The 21,699-nt window shown below is 71.2% G+C and carries 19 protein-coding genes, 6 tRNA genes and 1 other RNA gene; 16 read left to right on the top strand and 10 right to left on the bottom strand.

Going from position 1 to position 21,699, the window contains the following annotated elements; all coding sequences use genetic code 11:
• The first annotated feature begins 4 nt into the window (after positions 1–4).
• Together ACY8FT_RS09525 and ACY8FT_RS09520 are read left to right on the top strand one after the other, a co-directional pair.
• Positions 5–91 (top strand) — tRNA-Ser (locus ACY8FT_RS09525).
• A gap of 233 nt (positions 92–324) precedes the next feature.
• Positions 325–528, top strand: coding sequence for a cold-shock protein (locus ACY8FT_RS09520; protein ID WP_070705563.1), 204 nt, complete (start codon positions 325–327; stop codon positions 526–528).
• A gap of 127 nt (positions 529–655) precedes the next feature.
• On the opposite strand, the gene ACY8FT_RS09515 is transcribed toward ACY8FT_RS09520, so the two are convergent.
• A complete protein-coding gene (locus ACY8FT_RS09515; RefSeq protein WP_462418666.1) occupies positions 656–2,143 on the bottom strand; it encodes an LCP family protein in 1,488 nt (495 codons plus the stop codon).
• A 170-nt stretch (positions 2,144–2,313) separates the two neighbouring features.
• Here ACY8FT_RS09515 and ACY8FT_RS09510 point away from each other — a divergent pair.
• Both ACY8FT_RS09510 and ACY8FT_RS09505 read left to right on the top strand, forming a co-directional pair.
• Positions 2,314–2,405 (top strand) — tRNA-Ser (locus ACY8FT_RS09510).
• A 161-nt stretch (positions 2,406–2,566) separates the two neighbouring features.
• Positions 2,567–3,358 (top strand): hypothetical protein, encoded by a 792-nt coding sequence (locus ACY8FT_RS09505; protein WP_462418665.1) that lies wholly within the window; start codon positions 2,567–2,569, stop codon positions 3,356–3,358.
• 72 nt (positions 3,359–3,430) lie between these two features.
• Here ACY8FT_RS09505 and ACY8FT_RS09500 read toward each other — a convergent pair.
• Positions 3,431–3,503: transfer RNA gene (locus ACY8FT_RS09500), tRNA-Arg, on the bottom strand.
• 104 nt (positions 3,504–3,607) lie between these two features.
• The gene (locus ACY8FT_RS09495; RefSeq protein ID WP_462418664.1) at positions 3,608–4,105 is read right to left on the bottom strand and encodes a hypothetical protein; all 498 of its coding nucleotides are present in this window, start codon (positions 4,103–4,105) and stop codon (positions 3,608–3,610) included.
• Between the two features lie 81 nt (positions 4,106–4,186).
• On the opposite strand from ACY8FT_RS09495, the gene ACY8FT_RS09490 reads away from it, so the two are divergent.
• On the top strand, positions 4,187–6,127 hold the full coding sequence (locus ACY8FT_RS09490; RefSeq protein ID WP_462418663.1) for an O-antigen ligase family protein: 1,941 nt from the start codon (positions 4,187–4,189) through the stop codon (positions 6,125–6,127).
• A 19-nt stretch (positions 6,128–6,146) separates the two neighbouring features.
• Here the strand turns inward: ACY8FT_RS09490 and def are convergent, their stop codons facing one another.
• From def to upp, 3 genes are read right to left on the bottom strand one after another with little or no spacing between them, the layout of a single operon-like run.
• On the bottom strand, positions 6,147–6,725 hold the full coding sequence (gene def / locus ACY8FT_RS09485; RefSeq protein ID WP_462418662.1) for a peptide deformylase: 579 nt from the start codon (positions 6,723–6,725) through the stop codon (positions 6,147–6,149).
• Positions 6,726–6,781: 56 nt separating this feature from the next.
• Positions 6,782–7,507, bottom strand: coding sequence for a PH domain-containing protein (locus tag ACY8FT_RS09480; RefSeq protein ID WP_462418661.1), 726 nt, complete (start codon positions 7,505–7,507; stop codon positions 6,782–6,784).
• A gap of 29 nt (positions 7,508–7,536) precedes the next feature.
• On the bottom strand, positions 7,537–8,175 hold the full coding sequence (upp, locus tag ACY8FT_RS09475; RefSeq protein ID WP_462418660.1) for a uracil phosphoribosyltransferase: 639 nt from the start codon (positions 8,173–8,175) through the stop codon (positions 7,537–7,539).
• Positions 8,176–8,192: 17 nt separating this feature from the next.
• Between upp and ACY8FT_RS09470 the strand changes: the two genes are divergently transcribed.
• Positions 8,193–8,672: a nucleoside deaminase gene (locus tag ACY8FT_RS09470; protein ID WP_462418659.1), complete on the top strand. Its 480-nt coding sequence runs from the start codon at positions 8,193–8,195 to the stop codon at positions 8,670–8,672.
• 13 nt (positions 8,673–8,685) lie between these two features.
• A tRNA-Ser gene (locus ACY8FT_RS09465) sits at positions 8,686–8,775 on the top strand.
• A gap of 72 nt (positions 8,776–8,847) precedes the next feature.
• Here the strand turns inward: ACY8FT_RS09465 and ACY8FT_RS09460 are convergent.
• From ACY8FT_RS09460 to ACY8FT_RS09445, 4 genes are all read right to left on the bottom strand, one after another.
• Positions 8,848–9,303 carry an SRPBCC family protein gene (locus ACY8FT_RS09460; protein WP_462418658.1) on the bottom strand — a complete coding sequence of 152 codons (456 nt, stop codon included), beginning with the start codon at positions 9,301–9,303 and terminating at the stop codon, positions 8,848–8,850.
• A 16-nt stretch (positions 9,304–9,319) separates the two neighbouring features.
• A complete protein-coding gene (locus tag ACY8FT_RS09455) occupies positions 9,320–9,859 on the bottom strand; it encodes a LytR C-terminal domain-containing protein (RefSeq protein WP_462418657.1) in 540 nt (179 codons plus the stop codon).
• Between the two features lie 78 nt (positions 9,860–9,937).
• The gene (locus ACY8FT_RS09450) at positions 9,938–10,738 is read right to left on the bottom strand and encodes a LytR C-terminal domain-containing protein (RefSeq protein WP_462418656.1); all 801 of its coding nucleotides are present in this window, start codon (positions 10,736–10,738) and stop codon (positions 9,938–9,940) included.
• A 129-nt stretch (positions 10,739–10,867) separates the two neighbouring features.
• A tRNA-Ser gene (locus ACY8FT_RS09445) sits at positions 10,868–10,953 on the bottom strand.
• 166 nt (positions 10,954–11,119) lie between these two features.
• On the opposite strand from ACY8FT_RS09445, the gene ffs reads away from it, so the two are divergent.
• From ffs to ACY8FT_RS09400, 9 genes are all read left to right on the top strand, one after another.
• An RNA gene (ffs, locus tag ACY8FT_RS09440) (signal recognition particle sRNA small type) lies at positions 11,120–11,216 on the top strand.
• Between the two features lie 66 nt (positions 11,217–11,282).
• On the top strand, positions 11,283–13,595 hold the full coding sequence (locus tag ACY8FT_RS09435; RefSeq protein ID WP_462418655.1) for a DNA polymerase III subunit gamma and tau: 2,313 nt from the start codon (positions 11,283–11,285) through the stop codon (positions 13,593–13,595).
• Between the two features lie 10 nt (positions 13,596–13,605).
• Positions 13,606–14,220: a recombination mediator RecR gene (gene recR / locus ACY8FT_RS09430; protein WP_462418654.1), complete on the top strand. Its 615-nt coding sequence runs from the start codon at positions 13,606–13,608 to the stop codon at positions 14,218–14,220.
• Entirely contained in the window at positions 14,217–14,681 is a 465-nt protein-coding gene (locus tag ACY8FT_RS09425; RefSeq protein WP_462418653.1) for a hypothetical protein, read from the top strand. The genes recR and ACY8FT_RS09425 overlap by 4 nt, the downstream gene beginning before the upstream one ends.
• Before the next feature lie 35 nt (positions 14,682–14,716).
• Positions 14,717–14,793: transfer RNA gene (locus ACY8FT_RS09420), tRNA-Pro, on the top strand.
• A 689-nt stretch (positions 14,794–15,482) separates the two neighbouring features.
• A complete protein-coding gene (locus ACY8FT_RS09415; RefSeq protein WP_462417884.1) occupies positions 15,483–16,733 on the top strand; it encodes an IS256 family transposase in 1,251 nt (416 codons plus the stop codon).
• A 481-nt stretch (positions 16,734–17,214) separates the two neighbouring features.
• Positions 17,215–18,129 (top strand): cation diffusion facilitator family transporter, encoded by a 915-nt coding sequence (locus tag ACY8FT_RS09410; protein ID WP_015780470.1) that lies wholly within the window; start codon positions 17,215–17,217, stop codon positions 18,127–18,129.
• Positions 18,130–18,172: 43 nt separating this feature from the next.
• Complete coding sequence (lnt, locus tag ACY8FT_RS09405; RefSeq protein ID WP_462418652.1) at positions 18,173–19,726, top strand: apolipoprotein N-acyltransferase; 1,554 nt, start codon at positions 18,173–18,175, stop codon at positions 19,724–19,726.
• A gap of 1,629 nt (positions 19,727–21,355) precedes the next feature.
• Positions 21,356–21,673, top strand: a complete 318-nt coding sequence (locus ACY8FT_RS09400) for a hypothetical protein (protein ID WP_462418651.1) — start codon at positions 21,356–21,358, stop codon at positions 21,671–21,673.
• Positions 21,674–21,699: the final 26 nt, after the last annotated feature.

Below are 21,699 nucleotides of genomic sequence, written 5' to 3'. Positions count from 1 at the left end.
TGAGGGAGGGCTCGCATAGTGGCCTAGTGCGGCGGTCTTGAAAACCGCTATGGCGGCAACGCCATCGTGGGTTCGAATCCCACGCCCTCCGCCCGGTGCGTGACGTGCGTCTCCCGCTCGCGACGAAGCCCCTGCGCTCCCCCGAACGGTGGTAGCGTGATCGCAGGTTGCAAGACGCAGTACCTCGCACGTCGAAGGAACATCGTCCGTTCGCGGACGCACATCTGGTTGATCTACGGCAGGCTCCGCCCGCCGGGGGTTCTGGCAGCAGCCATGGTCGGCACCTTCCGCCGTCCATCGCCAATCGAACGAAAGAGAATCCCCATGGCACAGGGCACCGTCAAGTGGTTCAACGCTGAGAAGGGCTTCGGCTTCATCCAGCAGGATGGTGGCGGCGACGACGTCTTCGTCCACTTCTCCGCCATCCAGACCAACGGCTACCGCTCGCTGGACGAGAACCAGCGCGTGGAGTTCGAGATCACCCAGGGCCCCAAGGGCCAGCAGGCGGAGAACGTCGTCCCCCAGTGATTTCGGCCGGTCAGCGACGCTGAGCGCTCGCTGACGGCACGCAAGAGGCCCACCTCCCTGGAGGTGGGCCTCTTCTCGTGTGTCCGGGGTCCGTGGACCGGGAGCTCGTCCTCCCGGGCCACACCGCTCAGCAGGTGGTCGCGACGTCCTCCGCCTCGGACGGCTCAGGCTCGGGTTCCGGCTTCGGCTCGTCCTTGGTCGTCGTGGACGGCTTCGGCGTCTTCTTCGGCTTCGGCGGGTTGATCGCGCGCTCGACCATCGCGTGGATCTCCTCGAAGTCGGGGTCCGTGGTGTCGATGCGCTCGTTGGTCAGCGGCAGGCTCTTCATGCGCCCGTCCTTCATACGGAGCGTCAGGTCGGCCCAGGCCGGCAGGTCCTCCTGCGGGATGTCGGTCCAGACGTTCTGCTCGAGGGCGTCGGCGATGGCGGGGTAGCGGCGCACCATGTCCAACGGGTTGGACTGGTCCACCAGGGCGCCGACCATACAGCGCTGCCGGTCCATCCGGTCGTAGTCCGAGGTGGTGGCCCGCGAGCGCGAGAACCAGAGGGCCGTGTACCCGTCCATGTGCTGGGTGCCCGGCTCGATCCACCCCTTGATGGAGCCGGGGACGATCTCACCGTCGGACACCTTGCCGCCGATCGGGATGCGCTCCCCGACGGTGATGTCGACGCCACCCATGGCGTCCACCAGCTGCTCGAAGCCCTGCAGGTCCACGGTCACGACGTGCTGGATGTCCAGCCCCACGACGCCCTCGATCGCGTCGCGGGTGGTGTCGGAGCCGGGGTTGTCCGACTCGCCGAAGAGCTCGGAGTGGTTCGCGGCCTCGGACCACAGGGCGTTGATGATGCACTCGTTGCCGCAGTCGTACCCGGACGGCCACAGCTGGTGCAGGGGGTTGCCGGCCGGCACGGGGGCCTTCATGAGATTGCGGGGGATGCCGATGAGGACCGAGTCGCCCGTGTCGGGGTCGACGCTCATGACCATCAACGCGTCGGGCCGCACCCCCTGCCGGCTCTCCGCGGCGTCCGAGCCGAGCAGCAGCAGGTTCACCCGGTCGGAGTCCGCCCACGGGTCGTCGTCGTGCACGGCGGGGCGCCCGGGCCCCGCGCCCTCGGACGTGCCGGAGAAGACGGTGCTCACCGCCTCACGGTGTGCCGCGACGAGGTTGAGGGCCTGGGCGGTCGGGACGAGCACGAGGGCGCTCATCAGCAGGGCCGTGCCCGTCAGGGCGAGCGATCCCGGGGTGCCGAGCCCCCGGGGCCGGGCGATGCGCGCGGTGAGGGCGATGAGCACGACCCACACGGTGGCGGCCAGGACGATCCCCGCCGCCAGCAGGAGCAGCTGCGTGCCGGACGTGGCGAGGTCGATGAGGGTGCCGGTCAGTCCGTCGCCCCCGACGCGCCACAGCAGGACCAGGAGGGCCACCAGGACCCCGGCGAGGGCGAGGACGCCCAGGCGCCAGGCCGGGGTGAACACCAGGCCGAGGCCGGGGAGGATCCCGGACAGCCCCGTGAGCCCCAGGGCGCGCGGCAGCGACGGGGTGGGGGTGCGCCGGGATCGCCGGTTCCCCTTGCGGGGGCGCCCGGTCCCCTCGGGCTCGGCCACTGTGCTCACACTGATCCTCCGGGTGTCGCGCCCGCACGGGATCCACGGACGTGTCGCCCGGTCGCCCTCCCGACCGGGTGCGCACAGGGTAACGCCGTCCCGGGGCGCGCGAGGAGCCCACGGCCTGATTTCGAGCCCGCGCCGAGAGCGGGTACCCTGTCTCCTCGCACCTCGTGCGAGGAGACGTCGCCTAGTCTGGTCTATGGCGCCCGCCTGCTAAGCGGGTTTGGGGTTTGTAGCCCCATCGAGGGTTCAAATCCCTCCGTCTCCGCCGTCATCAAGGGCCCCGGTCGTGTGCCGGGGCCCTTTGTCGTGTGCGGTCGGGATGTGTTGTGAGCGTGACCATTTGGCCCTCTTTCGGGTGACTGTTAACTTTGCCACGTTTTCTCTCGCACACACGATTTCCGCGTTCTCCCGCGGAGAGGAGCCCTCATGTCCCGTGCCCTGGTGTCCCGTCGTTCGTCGCGCCTGGCGGCGTTGGCTCTGGTCGCCCCGTTGACCCTGGCTGCGTGTGGGGGTGATGAGCCGGCGGGGGAGGGCTCCCAGGGTGACTCGTCCTCGCAGGAGGAGGCCGCCGAGGGCTCGGGTGATGGTGCCGAGGGAGATGCGGAGGGCGACTCCGGTGGTTCGGAGGGCGACTCCGGTGACAGCGCCGGGGGCGTTGCCGAGGCCGTGGCGGGTGCCGCCGACGAGGAGTGGATGAAGAAGGCGAAGGCCGCGCAGAGCTCGGGGGCGGGGCAGTTCTGCCTGGACCTGCCGGAGGAGGCGCTGGACTACGTCGCCTACATGGTCCCCGAGCCGGCCACGGCGGACGGCATCTGGATCACGAACAGTTCCGAGGTCCAGTGCGAGTTCGACGGAGATCTCACTTCCGAGTGGATGTCCAAGGTCACGATCTCCCACAGGTGGGACGTGAAGAAGGGGTACTCGGACTGCCAGACCGACCGCCGCCCGGAGGACATGGAGCCCTTCGGTGACAAGGGCGTGAAGGTCGATGCGGAGGATGACGTCATCGAGAGCGCCAGTGGCTACCTGTGCGACATGGAGGCCAAGACCGAGCTCGTGGCCGACGTGCTGCTCCACGCCCCCGAGGACATGCCGGAGGGTGCCCGCAAGGCCGGCCCCCTGGCGGGTGGTCTCGCGGACGCGCTCGTGGACTCCCAGAAGGAGTGGGGGCCGGACTGGGAGGCCTACTGGAAGAAGATGGACAAGCAGGAGGGCTGACTCGAGCCGTCCGAACGCGAGGAAGGCCCCCACCGATGGTGGGGGCCTTCCTCGTTCTGTCTCAACACAGAGCGCGCCCGTAGGGATTCGAACCCCAAACCTTCTGATCCGTAGTCAGATGCTCTATCCGTTGAGCTACGGGCGCCCATCTCGATCAGCCACGAACGTGTCTCATCGGGACGAGGGACAACTATAGAGGACCCTGGGCGTGATCGCCAACTCGCCGGCTGGAGTGGTGGGCAGGGGCGCTCAGGGCAGCAGGTCCACCGCCCAGGTGAAGGCCCCGAGGATCCCGGCGAACCGCAGGGTGCGTCCCAGCGTCATGGAGACGACGCAGCCGACCGTGGAGAGGCGCAGCTGCCCGGCGACCACGATGAAGACGGCCAGGGGCGGCAGGCCGACCACGCTGGAGGCGAACATGGTGGCCTGGCCCCACCCGGGGTGGCGCTCGCACCAGGCGACCAGCCGGTCGTAGCGCTCCCCGACGCCGGGCTTCTCCAGCTGTCGGCGCATCCACGGCCAGCCGATGCTCCAGCGGCCCAGCGCGTACCAGGGGAGCTTGCCCAGGGCGTGCCCGAGGGCGGCGGCAAAGGCCACGGTCCACACGCCCACGCTGTCCGTGAGCGCGCCCACCCCTCCCAGCCACAGCTCGATGGGGACGCCCGGGACGAGAGCGGACAGCGCCCCGAAGCCGACCGTTCCCAGCAGCAGCCACCACACGAGGAGGGAGTCTGTCAGGCCCGTCACAGTGCCGTTCACGGTGAGGGAACTCCCAGCGGTGCTGGCTAGCCTGTCGACGATCCCACCTTCTCGTCCCGGAGCCCTCCCATGACCCTGACCCGTGATGCCCGCGTCGCCTCGGCGCTGCGTCTCCTCGGGGTCGTCCTCCTGTTCGCCGTGCTGCCGCTGGTCTCGACGCCGGGGGCCCTCGACATCCGTGAACCGGTGCGGCGCGTGGTCATCGCCCTGGTCCTCGCGTCCTCGACCGGACTGTGGTGGGTGGAGCGGGAGGACCCGCGGCTCCCGCGCCCCGTCTGGTGGTCGATGGGGGCCGTGGCGTTGGCGTCGCTGCTGGCCACCGTGGCGTCGAGCAACTCGTGGATGTCCGTGGTGGGGAGGTTCCCCCGGGACGAGGGGCTGCTGATGATCGGCGCCTACCTGGCGGCACTTCCGGTCGGAGCATTGCTGCTGGCCCGTCAGGAGGGGCGCACCGCGGCGGTGTGGTCGGCCACGGCCTCCGGTTGGGTGCTCGTCTCGATGGCCCTGCGGGACACCTTCGCAGGGGAGACGGTGCGTGTGACGACTGCTCTGGGCAACGCCTCGACGGTCGGCATCTGGGGGCTCGTGCTGAGTGCCTGGCTCGGGTGGGTGGCGTGGCGGGAGCGTTCGAAGGTGGCGCTCGGCGGCGCCGCTGCCGGTGGCCTGCTCGTCGTCCTGGGTGCCTCTCGCGGGGCGATGCTGGGCCTGGTGGTGGGCTCGCTGCTCTCCGTGGCCGTGCTGGTGCGCACCGAGGGCGTGCGTCGGGTGATCGTGCCGGTGGGCCTGGTGGTGGTGGGAATCGCCTCCGTGCTCCTGCTGCCGATGACGCGGGAACGCATCTTCCTGGAGCAGGAGGGCTCGGGGACCAACGTCACCGTGCGGCTCATGATGTGGCGCCGGACCCTGGAACTCATCGCGGACCGACCGCTCCTCGGGGTGGGTCCCTCGCGGTGGGTCTCGGCGGTCGAGGACGGGTACGGGCCCGCCTGGCAGGCCGAGACCGCTCCGGCTCCGGGGGCCAAGATCGACGCCGTGCACAACGTGGTGCTGCAGACCGCGGCGACTCTCGGTGTGGTCGGGCTGCTCGCCGTCACCGCACTGGCCGTGACCACGGGCCTGGTGCTCCTGCGGTGCGCGCTGCGTCCATGGACCCCGGACCAGCGCGACGCCCGCGTCGCCTGGCCGGGGGCTGGTCTCACGGTCGGCGTGGGTGTGGCGGCGGCTCTGATGTTCGCCTACACCGAGCCCGTGTTCGTCGTGCCCGGTGCGGCCCTCGTCGGTGGTGGGCTGGCGGTCGCCGAGCAGATGCGTTCCCGTCAGGAGGGGGAGTGCCGGGGGCTGCCCCTGGGGCGGCCCGTCGGGGGTCTCCGCCCGGGTCTGCGGTGGCGGATCCGCCGAGGGGTGGCCGCTGCGGCCGTCGTCGTGAGCGGTCTGGCCGTGATCGGCACCACCGCCGTGTGGAACGCGCACTTCCAGGCACAGCGGACGCTGGACGACGAGTCGCACCGGAGCGCCCAGGGTTTCCAACGGGCGCGCGTCGCGGCCCCGTGGGATCCCAACCCCCGGGTGCGACTGGCCGAGGCGCTGGCCACCGCGGCCGCCGGTCGATCGGAGTGGAGCCCCGCAGCAGGGGCCGATCCGGGGCCGCACCGTGACGCACTGGCCGAGCTGTGTCCCCGCATCGGGCCGGACCAGACCTGCCTGGCCCACCTGGCGCGGTCCGAGGTGCAGGCCGGGGACCCGCAGCAGGGGCTGCGCACGGCCACCCGTGCGCTCGCCATGGGGCAGGACGACCACCTGTCCCGCACGGCCCAGTACGAGGCGCTCCTGGCCTCCGGGCGTCCCGACCTCGCGGAGGTCGCGGCCCGGGAGCACATCGACCGCAACCCGGAGCTCTACAGCGGGTGGAAGATGCTGGCGAAGGCGCAGCAGGCCGGCGGCGACCTCGCCAGCGCGCAGGATAGCCAGGCCCGTGCCGATCAGCTCCTGTGGGACCTGCTGGAACAGTGAGTCCCGGGCGAGCGGCCGGTCAGACCTTCTCGGCGCTCTGGGTGGTCGGGTCCCACCTCAGCACCCCGCGGGCCTGCCAGCCGCGCTCCTTGACCGCCTCGCGCGCACGGCGCTTGTCCTCCGGGGAGAGCCGCTCGACGTAGAGGTGGCCGTCCAGGTGGTCGGTCTCGTGCTGCAGGCACCGCCCCAGCAGGCCGGTCCCCTCGACCACGACCTCGTTGCCCTCGAGGTCGGTGCCGGTCACGCGCGCCCAGCTCGAGCGGGCCGTCGGGAAGCTCTCGCCGGGCACCGACAGGCAGCCCTCGTGGTCCTGCTCGGGGTCGGCCCCGAGCGGGGAGACGTGGTGCTTCTCCAGGACGGGGTTGATCACCACGCCGCGGGCGTCGTCACCGGCCTCGGGGTCGGTGGAGCAGTCGTAGACGAAGATCCGCCAGCGGACGCCCACCTGGTTGGCCGCCAGGCCAACGCCCTCGGCCGCCTCCATGGTGTCGAACATGTCGTCCACCAGGGTCCGTATCTCGTCGTTCACCTCCTGCACCTTCTTGGTGGGCTGGTGCAGCGCCTTGTGGCCGATGACTGTGATGGGACGGACGGCCATGGGACTCCTCGGCAGGACGTGGTGGTCGGACGGGCGCGGCGGCCCGGCCCGTGATTCTAGGACCAGCGGCGGTCGTCGGACTCCTCGTCCCAGATCTCGTCGCGCACGTCGTGGTCGTCCCAGTGGCCCCCGTGACCCTCGTCGTCCCGGGCCTCGTGGTCGTCCCACTCGTCGGCGGCGTCCCAGTCGTCGTCCCAGTCCTGCGGGTCCCCGACCTCGTCGTCCCACTGCGGGGCGTCCTCGGGCAGCTCGTCCCGCATCGGTGGGGACTCCCCGCCGGGCCCCTTGAAGATCTCGGCCACCATCGCGCGGTAGTGCCGGTCGGGATCCGGGACGTGGTCGACCTCGGAGAGGGCCTGCTTCTGCCCGGCCGACTCCATCGTGAAGGTGCCGTAGCCCAGGATCCGCCCCAGCAGCGAGCGGCCGTAGTTCATGTCGGTCACCTTCGACAGCGGCATCATCGCCACGCGCCGCACCAGCACGCCGTAGGTGAGCAGCAGACGGCGGTCGGTGCCGACGAACCATGTGCGCCGCCACTGCCACAGCAGGAAGAGCGTGCGGCCCAGGACGACGAACCAGACCCACCACAGCAGGTCCGCGAGCGCGACGAGCTCGTCCGGCACGACGATGCCGACCCAGATGACCAGTGCCAGGCCGAGGACGGCCGAGGCGATGGGCTCGGCGACCGTGATCCAGTGGTGCCGCACCGCGATGACGACCCGCTCACCGGCCACCAGATAGCGGTCGACCAGGTCCAGGTCGACGTCGGGTCGGTCGGTCATCGGGTGCTCTCGGGGAGGGACAGGTCGGCTCAGGCCACGCCGTAGAGGCGGTCGCCGGCGTCACCGAGGCCCGGGACGATGAAGCCGTTCTCGTCCAGGCCCTCGTCGATCGCGCCGGTCACCAGCGTGATCGGGATGTCGTGGTCGCCCAGCTCGCTCTCGAGCACCTCGATGCCCTCGGGGGCGGCGATCAGCACGATGGCGGTGATGTCGTCGGCGCCCAGGTCCACCAGGTAGCGGATGGCGTCCACGAGGGTGCCGCCGGTGGCCAGCATCGGGTCGACGACGTAGCACTGGCGACGGTCGAGGTCGGACGGCAGGCGGTTGGCGTAGGTGTGCGCCTCCAGCGTCTCCTCGTTGCGCACCATGCCGAGGAAGCCGACCTCGGCGGTGGGCATGAGCCGCACCATCCCGTCGAGCATGCCGAGCCCCGCGCGGAGGATGGGCACCACGAGCGGCTTCGGGGTGAGCAACTCGACCCCCTCGGTCCGGGCGACGGGGGTGTTCACCTCGCACGGCTGGGTGCGGACCTCGCGGGTGGCCTCGTAGGCCAGCAGGGTCACGAGCTCGTCGGCCAGCCGGCGGAAGGTGGGAGAGTCCGTGGTCTGGTCCCGCAGGAGGGTGAGCTTGTGGGCGATCAGCGGGTGGTCGGCGACGTGGACGCGCATGGGGAAAACTTACGTCAATGAGTGCCGTCCACAACCCAGACCGGGCCACCCAGGAGCTGTGGGTTCAGTGGTCCCTGGACCTCGCGCACCGCTCGCTGGCCACCGACGACGTGCCCGTCGGGGCCGTCGTGGTCGGACCCGACGGGGAGCCACTGGGGCGCGGGTGGAACCAGCGGGAGGCGCAGGGGGACCCCGTCGCCCACGCGGAGGTGGTGGCCCTGCGCGAGGCCGCCGCGCGCCTCGGGCGCTGGCGGTTGGACGACTGCGCCCTGGTCGTCACGCTCGAGCCCTGCCTGATGTGCGCGGGGGCCATCGGGCAGGCGCGCGTCCCGCTGGTGGTCTTCGGTGCGTGGGACGAGAAGGCCGGTGCGTGCGGGTCCGTCTGGGACGTCCTGCGCGACCCTGCGGCGCTCCACCGCGCCGAGACGAGGGGAGGTGTCCGGGAGGCGGACTGCCGGCGAACCCTGGGTGAGTTTTTCGTGAAGCGTCGTGTCTAGTACGCTTCCGCGCGGTGACGTGTCCGAGCGGCCGAAGGAGCTCGCCTCGAAAGCGAGTAATGGTTGACGCCATTCGTGGGTTCAAATCCCACCGTCACCGCCAGATGTGGCAAGAGGGCGATCCCGTGGGAACGGGGTCGCCCTCCTCCGCGTTCAGGGGGGGGAGCGGTCGGCCTCAGTGCTCGAAGGAGGCCTTGACGTCCAGCAGGTCCGCCCGGCACTGCGCGGCCACCATCCGCGCCATCGGGCGCATCAGCAGGGAGGCCAGGCACGCGCGTCGCGTCAGGGCCTCGGCGGAGAAGTCCATGGTCACGCGCGTCGCCTCGCCCCAGCCGGTGGCCACGGGCGCGACGCGGAAGCCGCTCAGGTAGCGTATGCCCTCGTGGACGGCCTCGGTCGTGTAGTGGCTGTCGGGGACCAGCTCCACGACCTCCATCTCCTCGGTGGCCTCCTGGCCGAACATGCGCCGCGTCTCGCGCCAGCGGGTGCCCACCTCTATGCGAGCGGGACCGGCGAGCACCTCGACGCCCTCGATGCCGCTGATGCGCTCGGTGGCGTGCTCGAGATCACGCAGGCGCTCGAAGACCTCGTGCGCGGGGGCGTGGACCGTGACGGACTCGGACAGCTGCATGGGGTCTCCCGGGGTGTCAGCCGGTGCAGGCCTCGGTCGCGGGGCCCACGGACATGTCGGAGCCGATCGTCCCACCCTTCGGGCCCAGTGCGATGGTGGCGACGAAGCCGTCCCGGTTGTCGTTCACGGTCCGGGCGTCAGGGAACCACTGGTGCAGGGCATTGGCCGCCGGTTGGCTGCCCGGGCCGCTGAGGATGCGCGTGGCGCCGCTCTCGCTCTCGGTGGCATCGGCGGACCCGAGGACGACGGCACCACGGTTGCGCAGCTGCTCGCTCACCCGCTGCACGGCCGTCTCGCCCGCTCCGGCGTCCGCGACGTACACGCGGGGTGCGTCCAGGTCCGTCTGGCAGTTCCCGGCGGTCGTCTCGGGCTCCGGCCACAGACCCAGCACCAGGGACAGGCCGAAGAGGCCGGCGGCGACGAGGACGCCGACGATCCCCCAGAAGGCGATGTCCGCCCACGTGCGCTTCCGCTTGGGGGGCTTCTGCTGCGAGGGGGCAGGGCGCGTCCACCCGGTGCTCGGGTCGTACGGGTCCTGGACTTCGGCAGCGTGCACGGGCCAACTCTGGCAGATGGGGGCCGACCGGGCCGGGTGCGCCACTCGGCGGCGTGGCCGTTCCCCGGCCCCGGGCCGTCAGTCGCAGTCGATCCGGGGGCCCTGCTCGACCTTCGGCACGGCCTTCGGCTTGGTGTACTTCTTGGTGGGCCCGGAGAACTTCGCGCCCAGCACCAGGTCGACGGTCCGGTCGGTGCGGCCGTCGTCGTGCAGGGTGGCGCCCGGCACCTGGGCGGCGACGGTGCGCGCCATCGGCTCGCTGGCCGCGCCGTGGCGGATGACGGCGGTCTCCTTCGGGTACCACTTGCGCTCCGGGTCGTTGCCCACCTGCTTGACCGTGAAGTCGCGGTCGCGCATGGCCTTGGCCGCCTTCCCGGCGACGCCCTCCTTGGAGGTCGTGTTGTAGACGTTCATCGTGACCGCCGAGGGCTCCGCGGCGGGCTGGCGGGCGAGCTTCTCGAAGTCCTTGCCCAGCACCACGTCGACCGTCGGGTTGCGCCGGTCGTCCCGCATCAGCCGGGCACCCTCGATGTGCTCGGCGACGGTCCGGGCGGCGGTGAGGCCCATCTCGCCGTAGCGGACGACGGCGGAGTCCTGGGGCGCGTCGTCGGACTCGTTGCCCGTGGTGAGCACCTTGAACCCGCGGGCCTCGAACTCGCGGGCGGCCGTGGCGGCGGCACCCGCCCCCGCACCGTTGTTGAGGATGCTGACCTGCACCTTCTTGCGATCGGCCGGCTCCAGCTCGGGCCACTCGTCGCAGTGGCCCGCGACGGGGTCCTGCGGGTACCGGGTCTCCGTGCTGAGGCTGCCGCAGGCACTGAGGGTCGTCGCGCCGAGGAGCGCTGCCGCGGTGAGGGCTGCCAGGCGAGGGTGCAGCACGGTGTTCCTTCCCCGAGAGGGTGGCCAGGAGGTGGGGAGTCCGAATGTCTCACACCGGGGGCTCCGGGATGTGGAGCCTGAACGCAGGAGCGCCGCCCCACAAGAACCTGTGGGGCGGCGCTCTCTCGGCGGAGGATGGGGGATTTGAACCCCCGAGGGTGATTAACCCAACACGATTTCCAATCGTGCGCACTAGGCCGCTATGCGAATCCTCCGCCGCGGAGTGTACATGCCGGGTGAAGGTGCAGTGAAATCCTGGTGGCGGGACGACGCAGGGCGCCCCTGTGGGCGCCTCGTCCCGGGCCCCTCGGACGCGGGGGTGTGTCCCACGACTCCTGTGGGCGGCGCTGTCCGACCGGCTGGTCGTGACGTAGACTTCCTCCCGGCCTCCCACGCGGTGGTACCTCTCCGAACTCCCCCAGGGCAGGAATGCAGCAAGGGTAGGAGGGCTCTTCCAGGTGCGTGGGAGGTCCTCGTGTGTCCGCAGGTCCGACCCTCACCCGGGACCCGTCCGCTGTCACCCGTCGCGGCTAGGGTCGTGCCCGTGAGCACCGCCTTGTACCGCCGCTACCGCCCGCAGACCTTCTCCGAGGTGGTCGGCCAGGAGCACGTCACCGACCCCCTGCAGCGGGCGCTGCGCACCGGCCGGGTGAACCACGCCTACCTGTTCTCCGGCCCGCGCGGCTGCGGCAAGACGACGAGTGCCCGCATCCTGGCCCGCTGCCTCAACTGCGAGCAGGGCCCCACCGACACCCCCTGCGGTGAGTGCACCTCGTGCGTGGACCTGTCCCGCGGCGGTGCGGGCTCGGTCGACGTCATCGAGATCGACGCGGCCAGCCACGGCGGCGTGGACGACGCGCGCGACCTGCGCGAGAAGGCATCCTTCGGGCCCGCGCAGTCCCGCTACAAGGTCTACATCATCGACGAGGCGCACATGGTCACCTCGGCGGGCTTCAACGCGTTGCTGAAGATCGTGGAGGAGCCGCCGGAGCACGTCCTGTTCATCTTCGCCACGACGGAGCCGGAGAAGGTGATCGGCACCATCCGGTCGCGCACGCACCACTATCCCTTCCGCCTCGTGCCGCCGACGGTGCTGCAGGACTACCTGGGGCAGGTGTGCGAGCGCGAGGGCATCCAGGTCGAGCCGGGGGGGCTGTCCTACGTCGTGCGCGCCGGCGGGGGCTCGGTGCGTGACTCGATGTCGGTGCTCGACCAGCTGATCGCGGGGTCGGAGGAGACCGGCATCACGCTGGCCGGCACCACGGCGCTGCTCGGGTTCACGGACGCCGAGCTGCTCGACGGGGTGGTGGACGCCTACGCGGCGGGGGACGGGGCGTCGCTGTTCACGACCGTCGAGCGGGTGGTCGGGTCCGGGCAGGACCCGCGGCGCTTCATCGAGGACCTCTCCGAGCGGATGCGCGACCTGATCCTCGTGGACGCCGTGCCCACCGGCACCGAGGCGGTGCTGCCCGGCGTCCCGGCCGACCAGCTGGAGCGCCTCCGGCTGCAGGCCAGCGGTCTGGGCGCCGCCGAGCTCTCGCGGGCCTCGGACGTGCTCTTCCGGGGGCTGGCGGAGATGACCGGCGCCACCTCGCCGCGGCTGCAGCTGGAGATCATCATGGCCCGGCTGCTGCTGCCCCGGGCCGCGGGCGAGGGCGGCTACGCGGCGCGGCTCGAGCGGGTGGAGCGCTGGATGGCCTTCCGCGGCGAGGAGGGTGGCGCCCCGGCCGCGTCGCCGGATCCCCAGCCGACCGGGGCCCCCCGGTCGGCGCCGGTGCAGCCCGCGCAGCAGCCGGCGGCCCCGGCTCCGGCCGCGCCTGCTCGCCCTGCCCCCGCCGCGGCCCCCGCGCCCGAGTCCGCCGCTGCCGAGCCCCGGCGCGACGGCGCTCCTGACCCGTCGTCGCCGTCCGCCCCCGACGCCTCGGTCGTCGAGAATGGCAACTCGGTGGGGGACGAGGTTGCACATCACGACGACTCGGCAGGCCGGGCCCCGGAGCAGGCCGCTCCGTCCGAGGGTGGGGCACCCGGGCCCTCCGCGCCGGCCCCGTCGTCTGCCCCGGCCCCGTCACCCGCCCCGGACGTGACGCCCACGGCGGACGCGGGGTCCGGCGGTGGTCCGGTCCCCGTCGAGACCGTGCGCCACGAGTGGCCGGCCGTCCTGGACCGGCTCAAGAACATCAGCCGCGTCACCTGGGCGATGGTGTCGCAGTCCATGCACGTCCAGGAGCTCTCGGCCGAGGGGCTCACGCTGGCCACCGAGGTGCAGCCGATCGCCGAGCGCTTCGGACGCGGCGACCACGCGGAGCGCGTCGGTGCCGCGGTCCACGAGGCGCTCGGGTTCATGCCCCGCGTGCGGTGCGTCGTCGGGGGGCGCGGTCCGGCCGGTGGGGCGGGTCCGGCGACGCGGCCCGCGCCGGGTGGTCCCGGTGGCCCGGGTGGTCAGTCGACGGGCTCCCCGGGTGCGGGTGGCCCGCCGCCGGCCGGCCAGTCCGCCGGTGGTGGGCAGGCTCCTCCCGCGGGCCCCGGTGCCACTGAGTCGTCCGGTCGGCCAGGAGACACCGACGGCCTGCCGCGCCAGTCGGAGCCGGTGGGTTCCCCCGAGTGGGGTCAGCGCCAGGAGGGTGCCCCGGACTGGGCGACCGCCCCGGTGGCCCGTGCCCAGCGTCCGAGTGACGCCCCTGCATCCGGGCCGGAGGCCGCGGAGGAGCCGCCGCCGGACCCCGAGGAGCCGACGCCGGAGGACTTCACGCCCGACCTGGACGACGAGACGGTCGAGTCGGTCGGTGTGGTCGGGACCGCCGCCATCGAGAAGATCCTCGGCGGAACCGTGATTGAGGAGCACACCGACCAAGCATAGGCTGCGGCGCGTGTATGAAGGCGCGGTCCAGGACCTGATCGACGAGCTCAACCGGCTGCCCGGCGTGGGTCCCAAGAGCGCCCAGCGCATCGCGTTCCACGTGCTGGCGGCGGACGTCGACGAGGTCCAGCGACTGGCCACGGCTCTGCAGGTGGTCAAGGAGAAGGTGCGCTTCTGCGAGACCTGCGGCAATGTCGCCGAGGCCGAGGAGTGCCGCATCTGCCTGGATGACCAGCGCGACGGCTCGGCCATCTGCGTGGTCGAGGAGCCACGCGACGTGCAGGCCATCGAGCGGACCCGTGAGTTCCGGGGGCGCTACCACGTGCTCGGCGGGGCGATCAGCCCGCTGGACGGCATCGGCCCGGACGACCTGCGCATCGCGCAGCTCATGCAGCGCCTCAGCGACGGTCAGGTGACCGAGGTCATCATCGCCACCGACCCGAACATGGAGGGCGAGGCGACGGCCACCTACCTCTCGCGCCTGATGCAGGTGCTGGAGATCAAGGTGAGCCGGCTGGCGTCCGGGCTGCCCGTGGGTGGCGACCTCGAGTACGCCGACGAGGTGACGCTCGGCCGTGCCTTCGAGGGGCGCCGGGTGGTGGCCAGGCCCGGGGGCGGGTCATGAGTGCGACCCGGCTGACGGGACCTCCCGCCGAGGAGGTGAAGATCTCCCACCAGTTCGCCACCCCGCCGCGACCGGAGGAGGTGCTCTCGCGCTGGCGGGCCCTGGTCCGCTTCCTCGTGCTCGCCCTCTCACCGCTGCTGGTGCTGGCCGGGCTGGTCATCCTCATCATCAACGTCTTCGGTCCGGTGGACGCCTACGAGGCCTGCGCCAGCCAGCGCGGGGAGTCCGTGGAGACGGCCGAGCCGGTCCACGTGGAGCGCAAGCTCATCCCGGTGACGCTGACCTGCACCTTCGCCGACGGCAGCCAGGAGACGATGACCGACGCGATGGACAGCGTCTGGCCGGCAGGGCTCATCGGGGGCGGGATCGCCCTGACCGTGGCCGGCCTCGTGGTGCCGCCCTCCCGGGCTCACCTGTGCCGGTTGGAGCAGGATTCGGAGCTGGCCCCCAACGTCATGTAGCATGCCGTGGTTGCCTCGCAAGGGGCACAGACCTTCGGGGTGTGGCGCAGCTTGGTAGCGCGCCTCGTTCGGGACGAGGAGGTCGCAGGTTCAAATCCTGTCACCCCGACCACACGAAATCGGCTCTGGCCAGCGGAATCCGCGGCCGGGGCCGATTCGTTTTCGCCCGGTTTGCCATAACTGGGCCATAACTGGACCGGCTGCGGGCAGGAAAGACCCCCGCGAGGCGGCAACCTCCGGGGGTCTGACGACAGCAGAGTTGAGGTGCTGGCGTGAGGCCCAGTCTAGCCGGTTCGGCTCCACCGTGTGAGGTGTTGAGCCCGGCCCATCGTGGCCATCTATGCGTCCCCCACCCCGCACTAGGGGCCTCTCCGCGTTCCCGGGGGTGGTCCATCGACTGACCGCCCGTGCTCGACGCGGCGCTGGACAGGGCCTCAGCCGCGAGACCAAAACGATCGACGCCCCCGGGAGATGACTCCAGGTGCCTGAACCGGCAGGTACCGCCCCTCGCAGACGCAGTGCACGGCGTGCGTGGGGTTGCGGCCAGCTCGCTCTCTCGCCGAGAGCGGGCTAGTCGGCGTGGGAACGGATCAACGTGAGTCGGCCTTTGGGGGGGATCCGCCACCAGTGTGTCCACCGTCAGGTGGTCCGTCGGCCTGGCCCCACTCCCACTGGCTCACGATGAGTTGAGTCCCGCATAGTGGTGTAGCGCGGTGGCCACGATGTGCCCGGACATGGGTGCGGTCACCGTGTGATCCTTCGAGTCAACCTTCCACAGAATCCTCGAACGGAGTCATCACGATGACCGCACCTCACATTGTGGACCCTGCCGGCCTGCTGAGCGAAGCCCTGGCCGAAGCCTCGCCGGACCTGATGCGCCACTTGCTGCAGCAGACCATCAACGCCCTGCTGTCCGCAGACGCCGACGCGGTGGTCGGCGCCGAGTACGGCCGCCCCAGCACGACCCGTACCGCCCAGCGCAACGGGTACCGTCACCGCGACCTGGACACCCGGGTGGGCACGATCGACGTGGCCGTTCCCAAGCTCCGCACCGGGACCTACTTCCCCGAGTGGCTGTTGGAACGCCGCAAGCGGGCCGAAACCGCGCTGATCACCGTCGTGGCCGACTGCTATCTGGCCGGGGTGTCCACCCGCCGCATGGACAAGCTGGTCAAGACCCTCGGTATCGACGGCCTGTCGAAGTCCCAGGTCTCGCGGATGGCCGCCGAACTCGACGAGCACGTCGAGGAGTTCCGCCACCGGCCCCTGGACACCACCGGGCCGTGGACCTTCATCGCGGCCGACGCCCTGACCATGAAGGTCCGTGAAGGCGGCAGGGTCATCAACACCGTCGTGTTGATCGCCACCGGGGTGAACAACGATGGCCACCGCGAAGTCCTGGGCCTGCGCGTAGCAACCGGAGAGACCGGGGCGGCGTGGAACGAGTTCTTCGCCGACCTCGTCGCCCGCGGCCTGACCGGTGTGCAGCTCGTGACCTCTGACGCCCACACCGGTCTGGTCGAAGCGCTGCGGGCCAACCTGCCCGGCGCGACCTGGCAACGCTGCCGCACGCACTACGCAGCCAACCTCATGTCGGTCACTCCCAAGAGCATGTGGCCAGCAGTCAAGGCCATGCTGCACAGCGTGTACGACCAGCCCGACGCCGCCGCGGTGGACGCCCAGTTCGACCGGCTCCTGGACTACGTCCAGACCAAGCTTCCCGAGGTCCACGACCACCTGGACGCCGCTCGGGCCGACATCCTCGCGTTCACTACTTTCCCGAAGGACGTGTGGTCCCAGATCTGGTCGAACAACCCCGCCGAACGCCTCAACCGTGAGATCCGCCGCCGCACCGACAGTGTCGGGATCTTCCCCACCCGCCAGGCCGTGGTCCGTCTCGTCGGGGCCGTCCTGGCCGAGCAAACCGACGAATGGGCCGAAGGCCGCCGCTACCTGGGCTTGGACCTCCTGGCCCGCTGCCGCATGCACCTCATCCCCACCCCCCAGGAGGACACCACCACGACCACCGAGCTACCCGCCCTCACCGCCTGACAAACCACCCCACGACCCGAAGGACACCGCTACACCACTACCCGGGACTTGACCCGCGCCCGCGGGCTGGTGGTGTCCCGGCCGACGGGCCCGGCCTCGATCTGCGCGCTCACGTGCGCTCGAGCTTCCTGGACGGGCTGACCGTGCCCCCACGCCGGCCAGGAGACCAGAGGGTGACCCGCGAGGAGGCGACGGTAGGGTACGGGTGGGGGCCTGCCGCCCGTCGGTGCCGCGCCGCTCCGCCAGCCCCTGCGGGGAAGACCGACGCACGGCTGGCGAGTGCGCCTCGACCTCGTGGCGAAGGAAGCCACCGTACTGTGCGGGGGCCCCGAGCTGCTGTTGGGCGGAAAGGTGTCATGGTGGACTGCCAAGAATCCGGCTGGCGAACGACCCGAGCGTGCGTACCGGCCGCGACATCCTTGACACCTCGGCGATCACCGGCTCCCGAGGCGGACTCGGCTGGTATGCAAGGAGCTGACGTATGAGCGCAGGTCACGACCACGGGACCGTAACCACGCACCGGGGCCGGCTGGCGGTCGCGTTCGCGATCACCGCGACCATCCTGGTCGCCGAGGTGGTCGGAGCCGTGTGGACCGGCTCCCTGGCCCTGCTGGTGGACGCCGGGCACATGCTCACCGACGCTGCCGGGCTGGGCATGGCGCTGGTCGCCGCGTCGCTGGCGCTGCGGCCACCGACGCCCGAGCGGACCTGGGGGTTCCGCCGGGCCGAGGTCCTCGCCGCCGGCGCGCAGGCGGCCGTGCTCCTGGGTGTCGGGATCTACGCCTTCGTCGAGGGCGTCCGCCGCCTCTACGAGCCGCACGAGGTCAGCTCCACCGGCCTGCTCGTCTTCGGCATCGTCGGCCTGGTCGGCAACATCGCTTCCATGCTGGTCCTCAGCTCCGGACGCGGCGCGAACCTCAACATGCGCGCCGCGTTCCTGGAGGTCGTCAACGATGCCCTGGGGTCGGTGGCCGTCATCATCAGTGCGCTCGTCATCACCACCACCGGGTGGGTCCGCATCGACGCCATCGCCGGCATGCTCATCGCCGCGCTCATCGTGCCGCGGGCCGTCACGATCCTGCGGGAGGCCGGCCATATCCTGCTGGAGTCCACCCCCAAGGGGCTGGACCTGGCCGACGTCCGCGCACACGTGCTGGCGGTACCGCACGTGCAGGACGTGCACGACCTGCACGCCTCCACCATCGCCACCGGCCTGCCCGTCCTGTCCGCCCATGTCGTCCTGGACCAGGAGTGCTTCACCGACGGTCACGCCGCCGAGATGCTGGCCCGTCTGCAGGACTGCGTGGCCGACCACTTCGACGTCAGCATCGAGCACTCCACCTTCCAGCTCGAACCACCCGGCCACGCCGACCGCGAGCATGCCGCGCATGCATAGGCTGGCCCGTCCGGTCCGGACGGGTCTCGGCACGTTCCCGCTGGTGCTCGGTGCCCGGCTGGTGCTCGGTGCCCGGCTGGTGCTCGGGCTGATGGGCGGTGTCTGCCTGTGGCTGGCGTTCCCGGGGCATGACGTGTGGTGGCTGGCGGTCGTCGGTTGTGCCGGTCTGGCGCTGGCCACCGCTGGCGCGACGTGGTGGGCGGGTGCTCTGTCCGGTCTGCTGCTGGGGTTGGCGTGGTTCACGCCGATGTTCACCTGGGCCGGCACCTACGCCGGCGGGCCGGCGTGGCTCGCCATGAGCGTGGTCTCGGCCCTTTATCCGGCTGCTCTCGGTGCTCTGCTGGCACTGCTGCAGCGCGCCGGCAACATTCGCCCACTCCTCGGTGCGGCCGCGTGGGTGTTGATGGAGTGGGCACGATCGGTTACCCCGTTCGGTGGCTTCCCGTGGGCCCGGCTCGGTTTCAGCCAGGCCGACTCGCCGATGCTCGGCGCGGTCAGCCTCGTCGGCGTCCCCGGCCTAGGTCTCCTGATAGCTCTCATCGGGGGCCTTCTTGCTGTGGCCCTGCAGCGGTTCCTGGCGCCCGGCGGGAGGCAGGTTGGGCGCGCCGCCGCTGCTCTGGTGGGTGCTGTGGTCCTCGTGGCTGCTCCCCTTCTGGTGCCACGTCCGACGGCGGGGGAGAACGTGACCGTGGCTGCGGTCCAGGGAGATCTTCCCGAAGGCTTCTCCCGGACCCTGACGGCAGAACCGGGGGTAATCCTGGATCGGTACGCCGACGCCACGAAGGCTTTGGCGGGCAGGGTCGCCAACGGCGACACTGCGCCTCCGGACCTAGTTGTGTGGCCTGAGGGCGCTACCGACCGGGACCCCCTCGACCCACGTGTCCGGTCAGCGACCAGCGACCGGATCATGTCGGCGGCCGAGGCCGTCGGGGCACCGGTGGTGCTCGGCGGCCTCTCCCGACAGGGCGAGGTTGGTTCTGCCTCCAACATGGTGTTCAGCTACCTGCCCCGATACGGGCTGGACCAGACGTACCGCAAGGTCTACCTGGCGCCGTTCGGTGAGATTATGCCGCTGCGACCGCTCCTGAGGCATCTCAGCCCATGGGTCGACCGGATCGATGACCTCAGCGCCGGCGACCGCCCTGGGGTGATGTCGGTCCCGCTCGGCACGGGCCGGCCGGTCAACCTGGGACTGGCCATCTGCTTCGAGATCGTCGTCGACCGCGCCGTCCGCGACCTGGTCAAGGGTGGGGCACAGCTGCTCGTGGTCCCCACCAGCAACGCCTGGTTCGGCGATGGCGACCAGTCCGCGCAGCACCTGGCGATCTCCCGGGTCCGCGCCGTCGAGTACGGACGCTCCATCGCGCACGTCAGCAACGTCGGTGTGTCCGGCCTCATCACCCCAGACGGCGTCGTTCACGAACGCACAGTCCCGTACACGCAGGCCACCCTCGTCGGGCAGCTGCCGTTGCGCACGGAGCAGACGCTCACCGTCCGCACCGGCCCCTGGGTCGTCCCCGCCGCCGCGCTCGTCGTGGTCCTTGGCCTGCTGCGGATGGCTGTGGGCCATCAACAGGACCGGCTTCACCGGACCTAGCGCCGACTGCTCCGGTGGGATTCTCAAGTGAGTCCGCTTGCCTCCGTGAGAGTCCGCGCCCCTGCGTGGCCATCAGCCCCAACGACCGCCGGCACGGCAGGGTGGCACCCTTCCAGGACGGTACGCGCCGACCAAGGGCACGGTGGCGGCGGCACCCGGAAGGCAGCGTGCCCAGACCGCACAGCTGTGCCACCGGAGGCCGCCGGACTGGGTCCCGTCCGACCGCCGGCACGGCAGGGTGGCGCCCTTCCAGGACGGTACGCGCCGACCAAGGGCACGGTGGCGGCGGCACCCGGAAGGCAGCGTGCCCAGACCGCACAGCTGTGCCACCGGAGGCCGCCGGACTGGGTCCCGTCCGAGGGCGGAAGTGCCACCCGCCGACACGCTGCGCTCCAGCGGTACACGGCGCGGGACGATGTCGCTTCCGCGCGGTGCGACCTCCAGCGCACGCCACTGACCGGCTGAAGGCGGGACGATCTGCGAGTCAGGCTCGCACGGCCGTGGACCGGCGGGGTCGCCTGCCGAACCAGCCCGCGTCCCAGGTCGACGCACCCGACCGGTGAACCGTTCGCCCCGATGCGACTCCGCGGGCAAAACTTGCGGTGGTATCGTCCGGTAAGGATGAGGAGGAGCTCCTCCTGGGGCCGGCCGACGCAGCGAAGGTCTCACGGCGGACGCTGCGCTTCCTCCGGGTGGTGCCCGCAGGAGAGCAGGCCACAGATGAATGAGAACGGGACGGAACTGGCGCTTCGGGCTTCCGCTGTCCGGACCACGGCGGGCAGGTGGTGACGCCGAAGGGGGATCGACCGGTCGGTCGGTCCTGGGCAGGATGCCTGACGATGCTTGTCATGGTGCTCGTGGCGGCGGCGTACCTCGCCCCGACCGTCATCCTCATGCTGGGCCGGTGACCAGGCCGTCCGGCAGCATGCGTGTCTGACCCCCGGTCAAAGTGGACGGTGCGGCCCTCTGTCTGCAGCAGCAGGGCCTCGGCTGCCTTACCGTCGTGCGGCGACTGCTGGACCGGCACCGCCATGAAGTCCGACCGCCCCCGGGACCGGTCATCCACGCCTGGCGGCGAGCACGGTGGCTTCCCAGCCTCTCGCCAGCATTCTCGGCGGCTGCTTACTCCGTCGAGCTGACGCACGTGGTCTGTCACCGCCTGGCCCTGCGTTTCTCCGACCTGCTGCCAGGCTCCCGCGCAAAACGTGTCGCGTATTCACCAGTCAACGACCGTGACCCGGCCCCGGAGGGACGGTCGCCGCGGGGGTGTCGGTCCAGGACTGCCATCAGCATGAGGAGGATGACCGTCAGATAGCCGATGCCGACTGCCATCATGCCAACGAGCTGCTGGTCAGCAAGCCGGTCCGAGACCTAGGGACCTCGATGGTCTGGTAGAAGTCCGGCGCCAGCAGGGAGCCCGTCTGCCTGAGCGCCAAGGCCAGGTGTCGCCTGCCATGAGCATGGGACCGCTCTGAGCGGTTTTCTGCCAGGTTCATGGGACCACCTGGGTTGCCAGTCATGGGACCACCCGGCGCGCCTGCCTGGTGGGGCCTCGGAGGGTTCGTTGGATCGCCTCGTCAGCGTCGTCGGCGTGGAGGTCCAGTGGGCATGGGATTCAGGGAGGTCAGTGTGATCGAGGTCAGAGAAGTGTTGCGCGGCTGGCTCGAGGGTGCGGGGTTGCGCACCGTCGCCGAGCGGGCCGGGGTCGACCGCAAGACCGCGCGCCGGTACGTGCAGGCCGCCCAGGAGGCGGGGCTGGAACGCTCGGCCGGGTGGGCCATGGTCGACGACGCGCTCGTCGGAGCTGTCGTCGCGGCGGTGCGCCCGGCACGCCCGGGCGGACACGGTGCTTCCTGGGAGGTGCTGCTCGCGCACGAGGAGCAGATCCGCTCCTGGGTGGCCAGGGACGGCAAGGACGCCAAGCCGCTGTCGATCGTCAAGATCTAGGAGCTCCTGGCCCGCCAGGGCGTCGT

Source organism: Kytococcus sp. Marseille-QA3725 (assembly GCF_054950055.1).
This window is presented reverse-complemented; position numbering and strand designations above follow the sequence as displayed.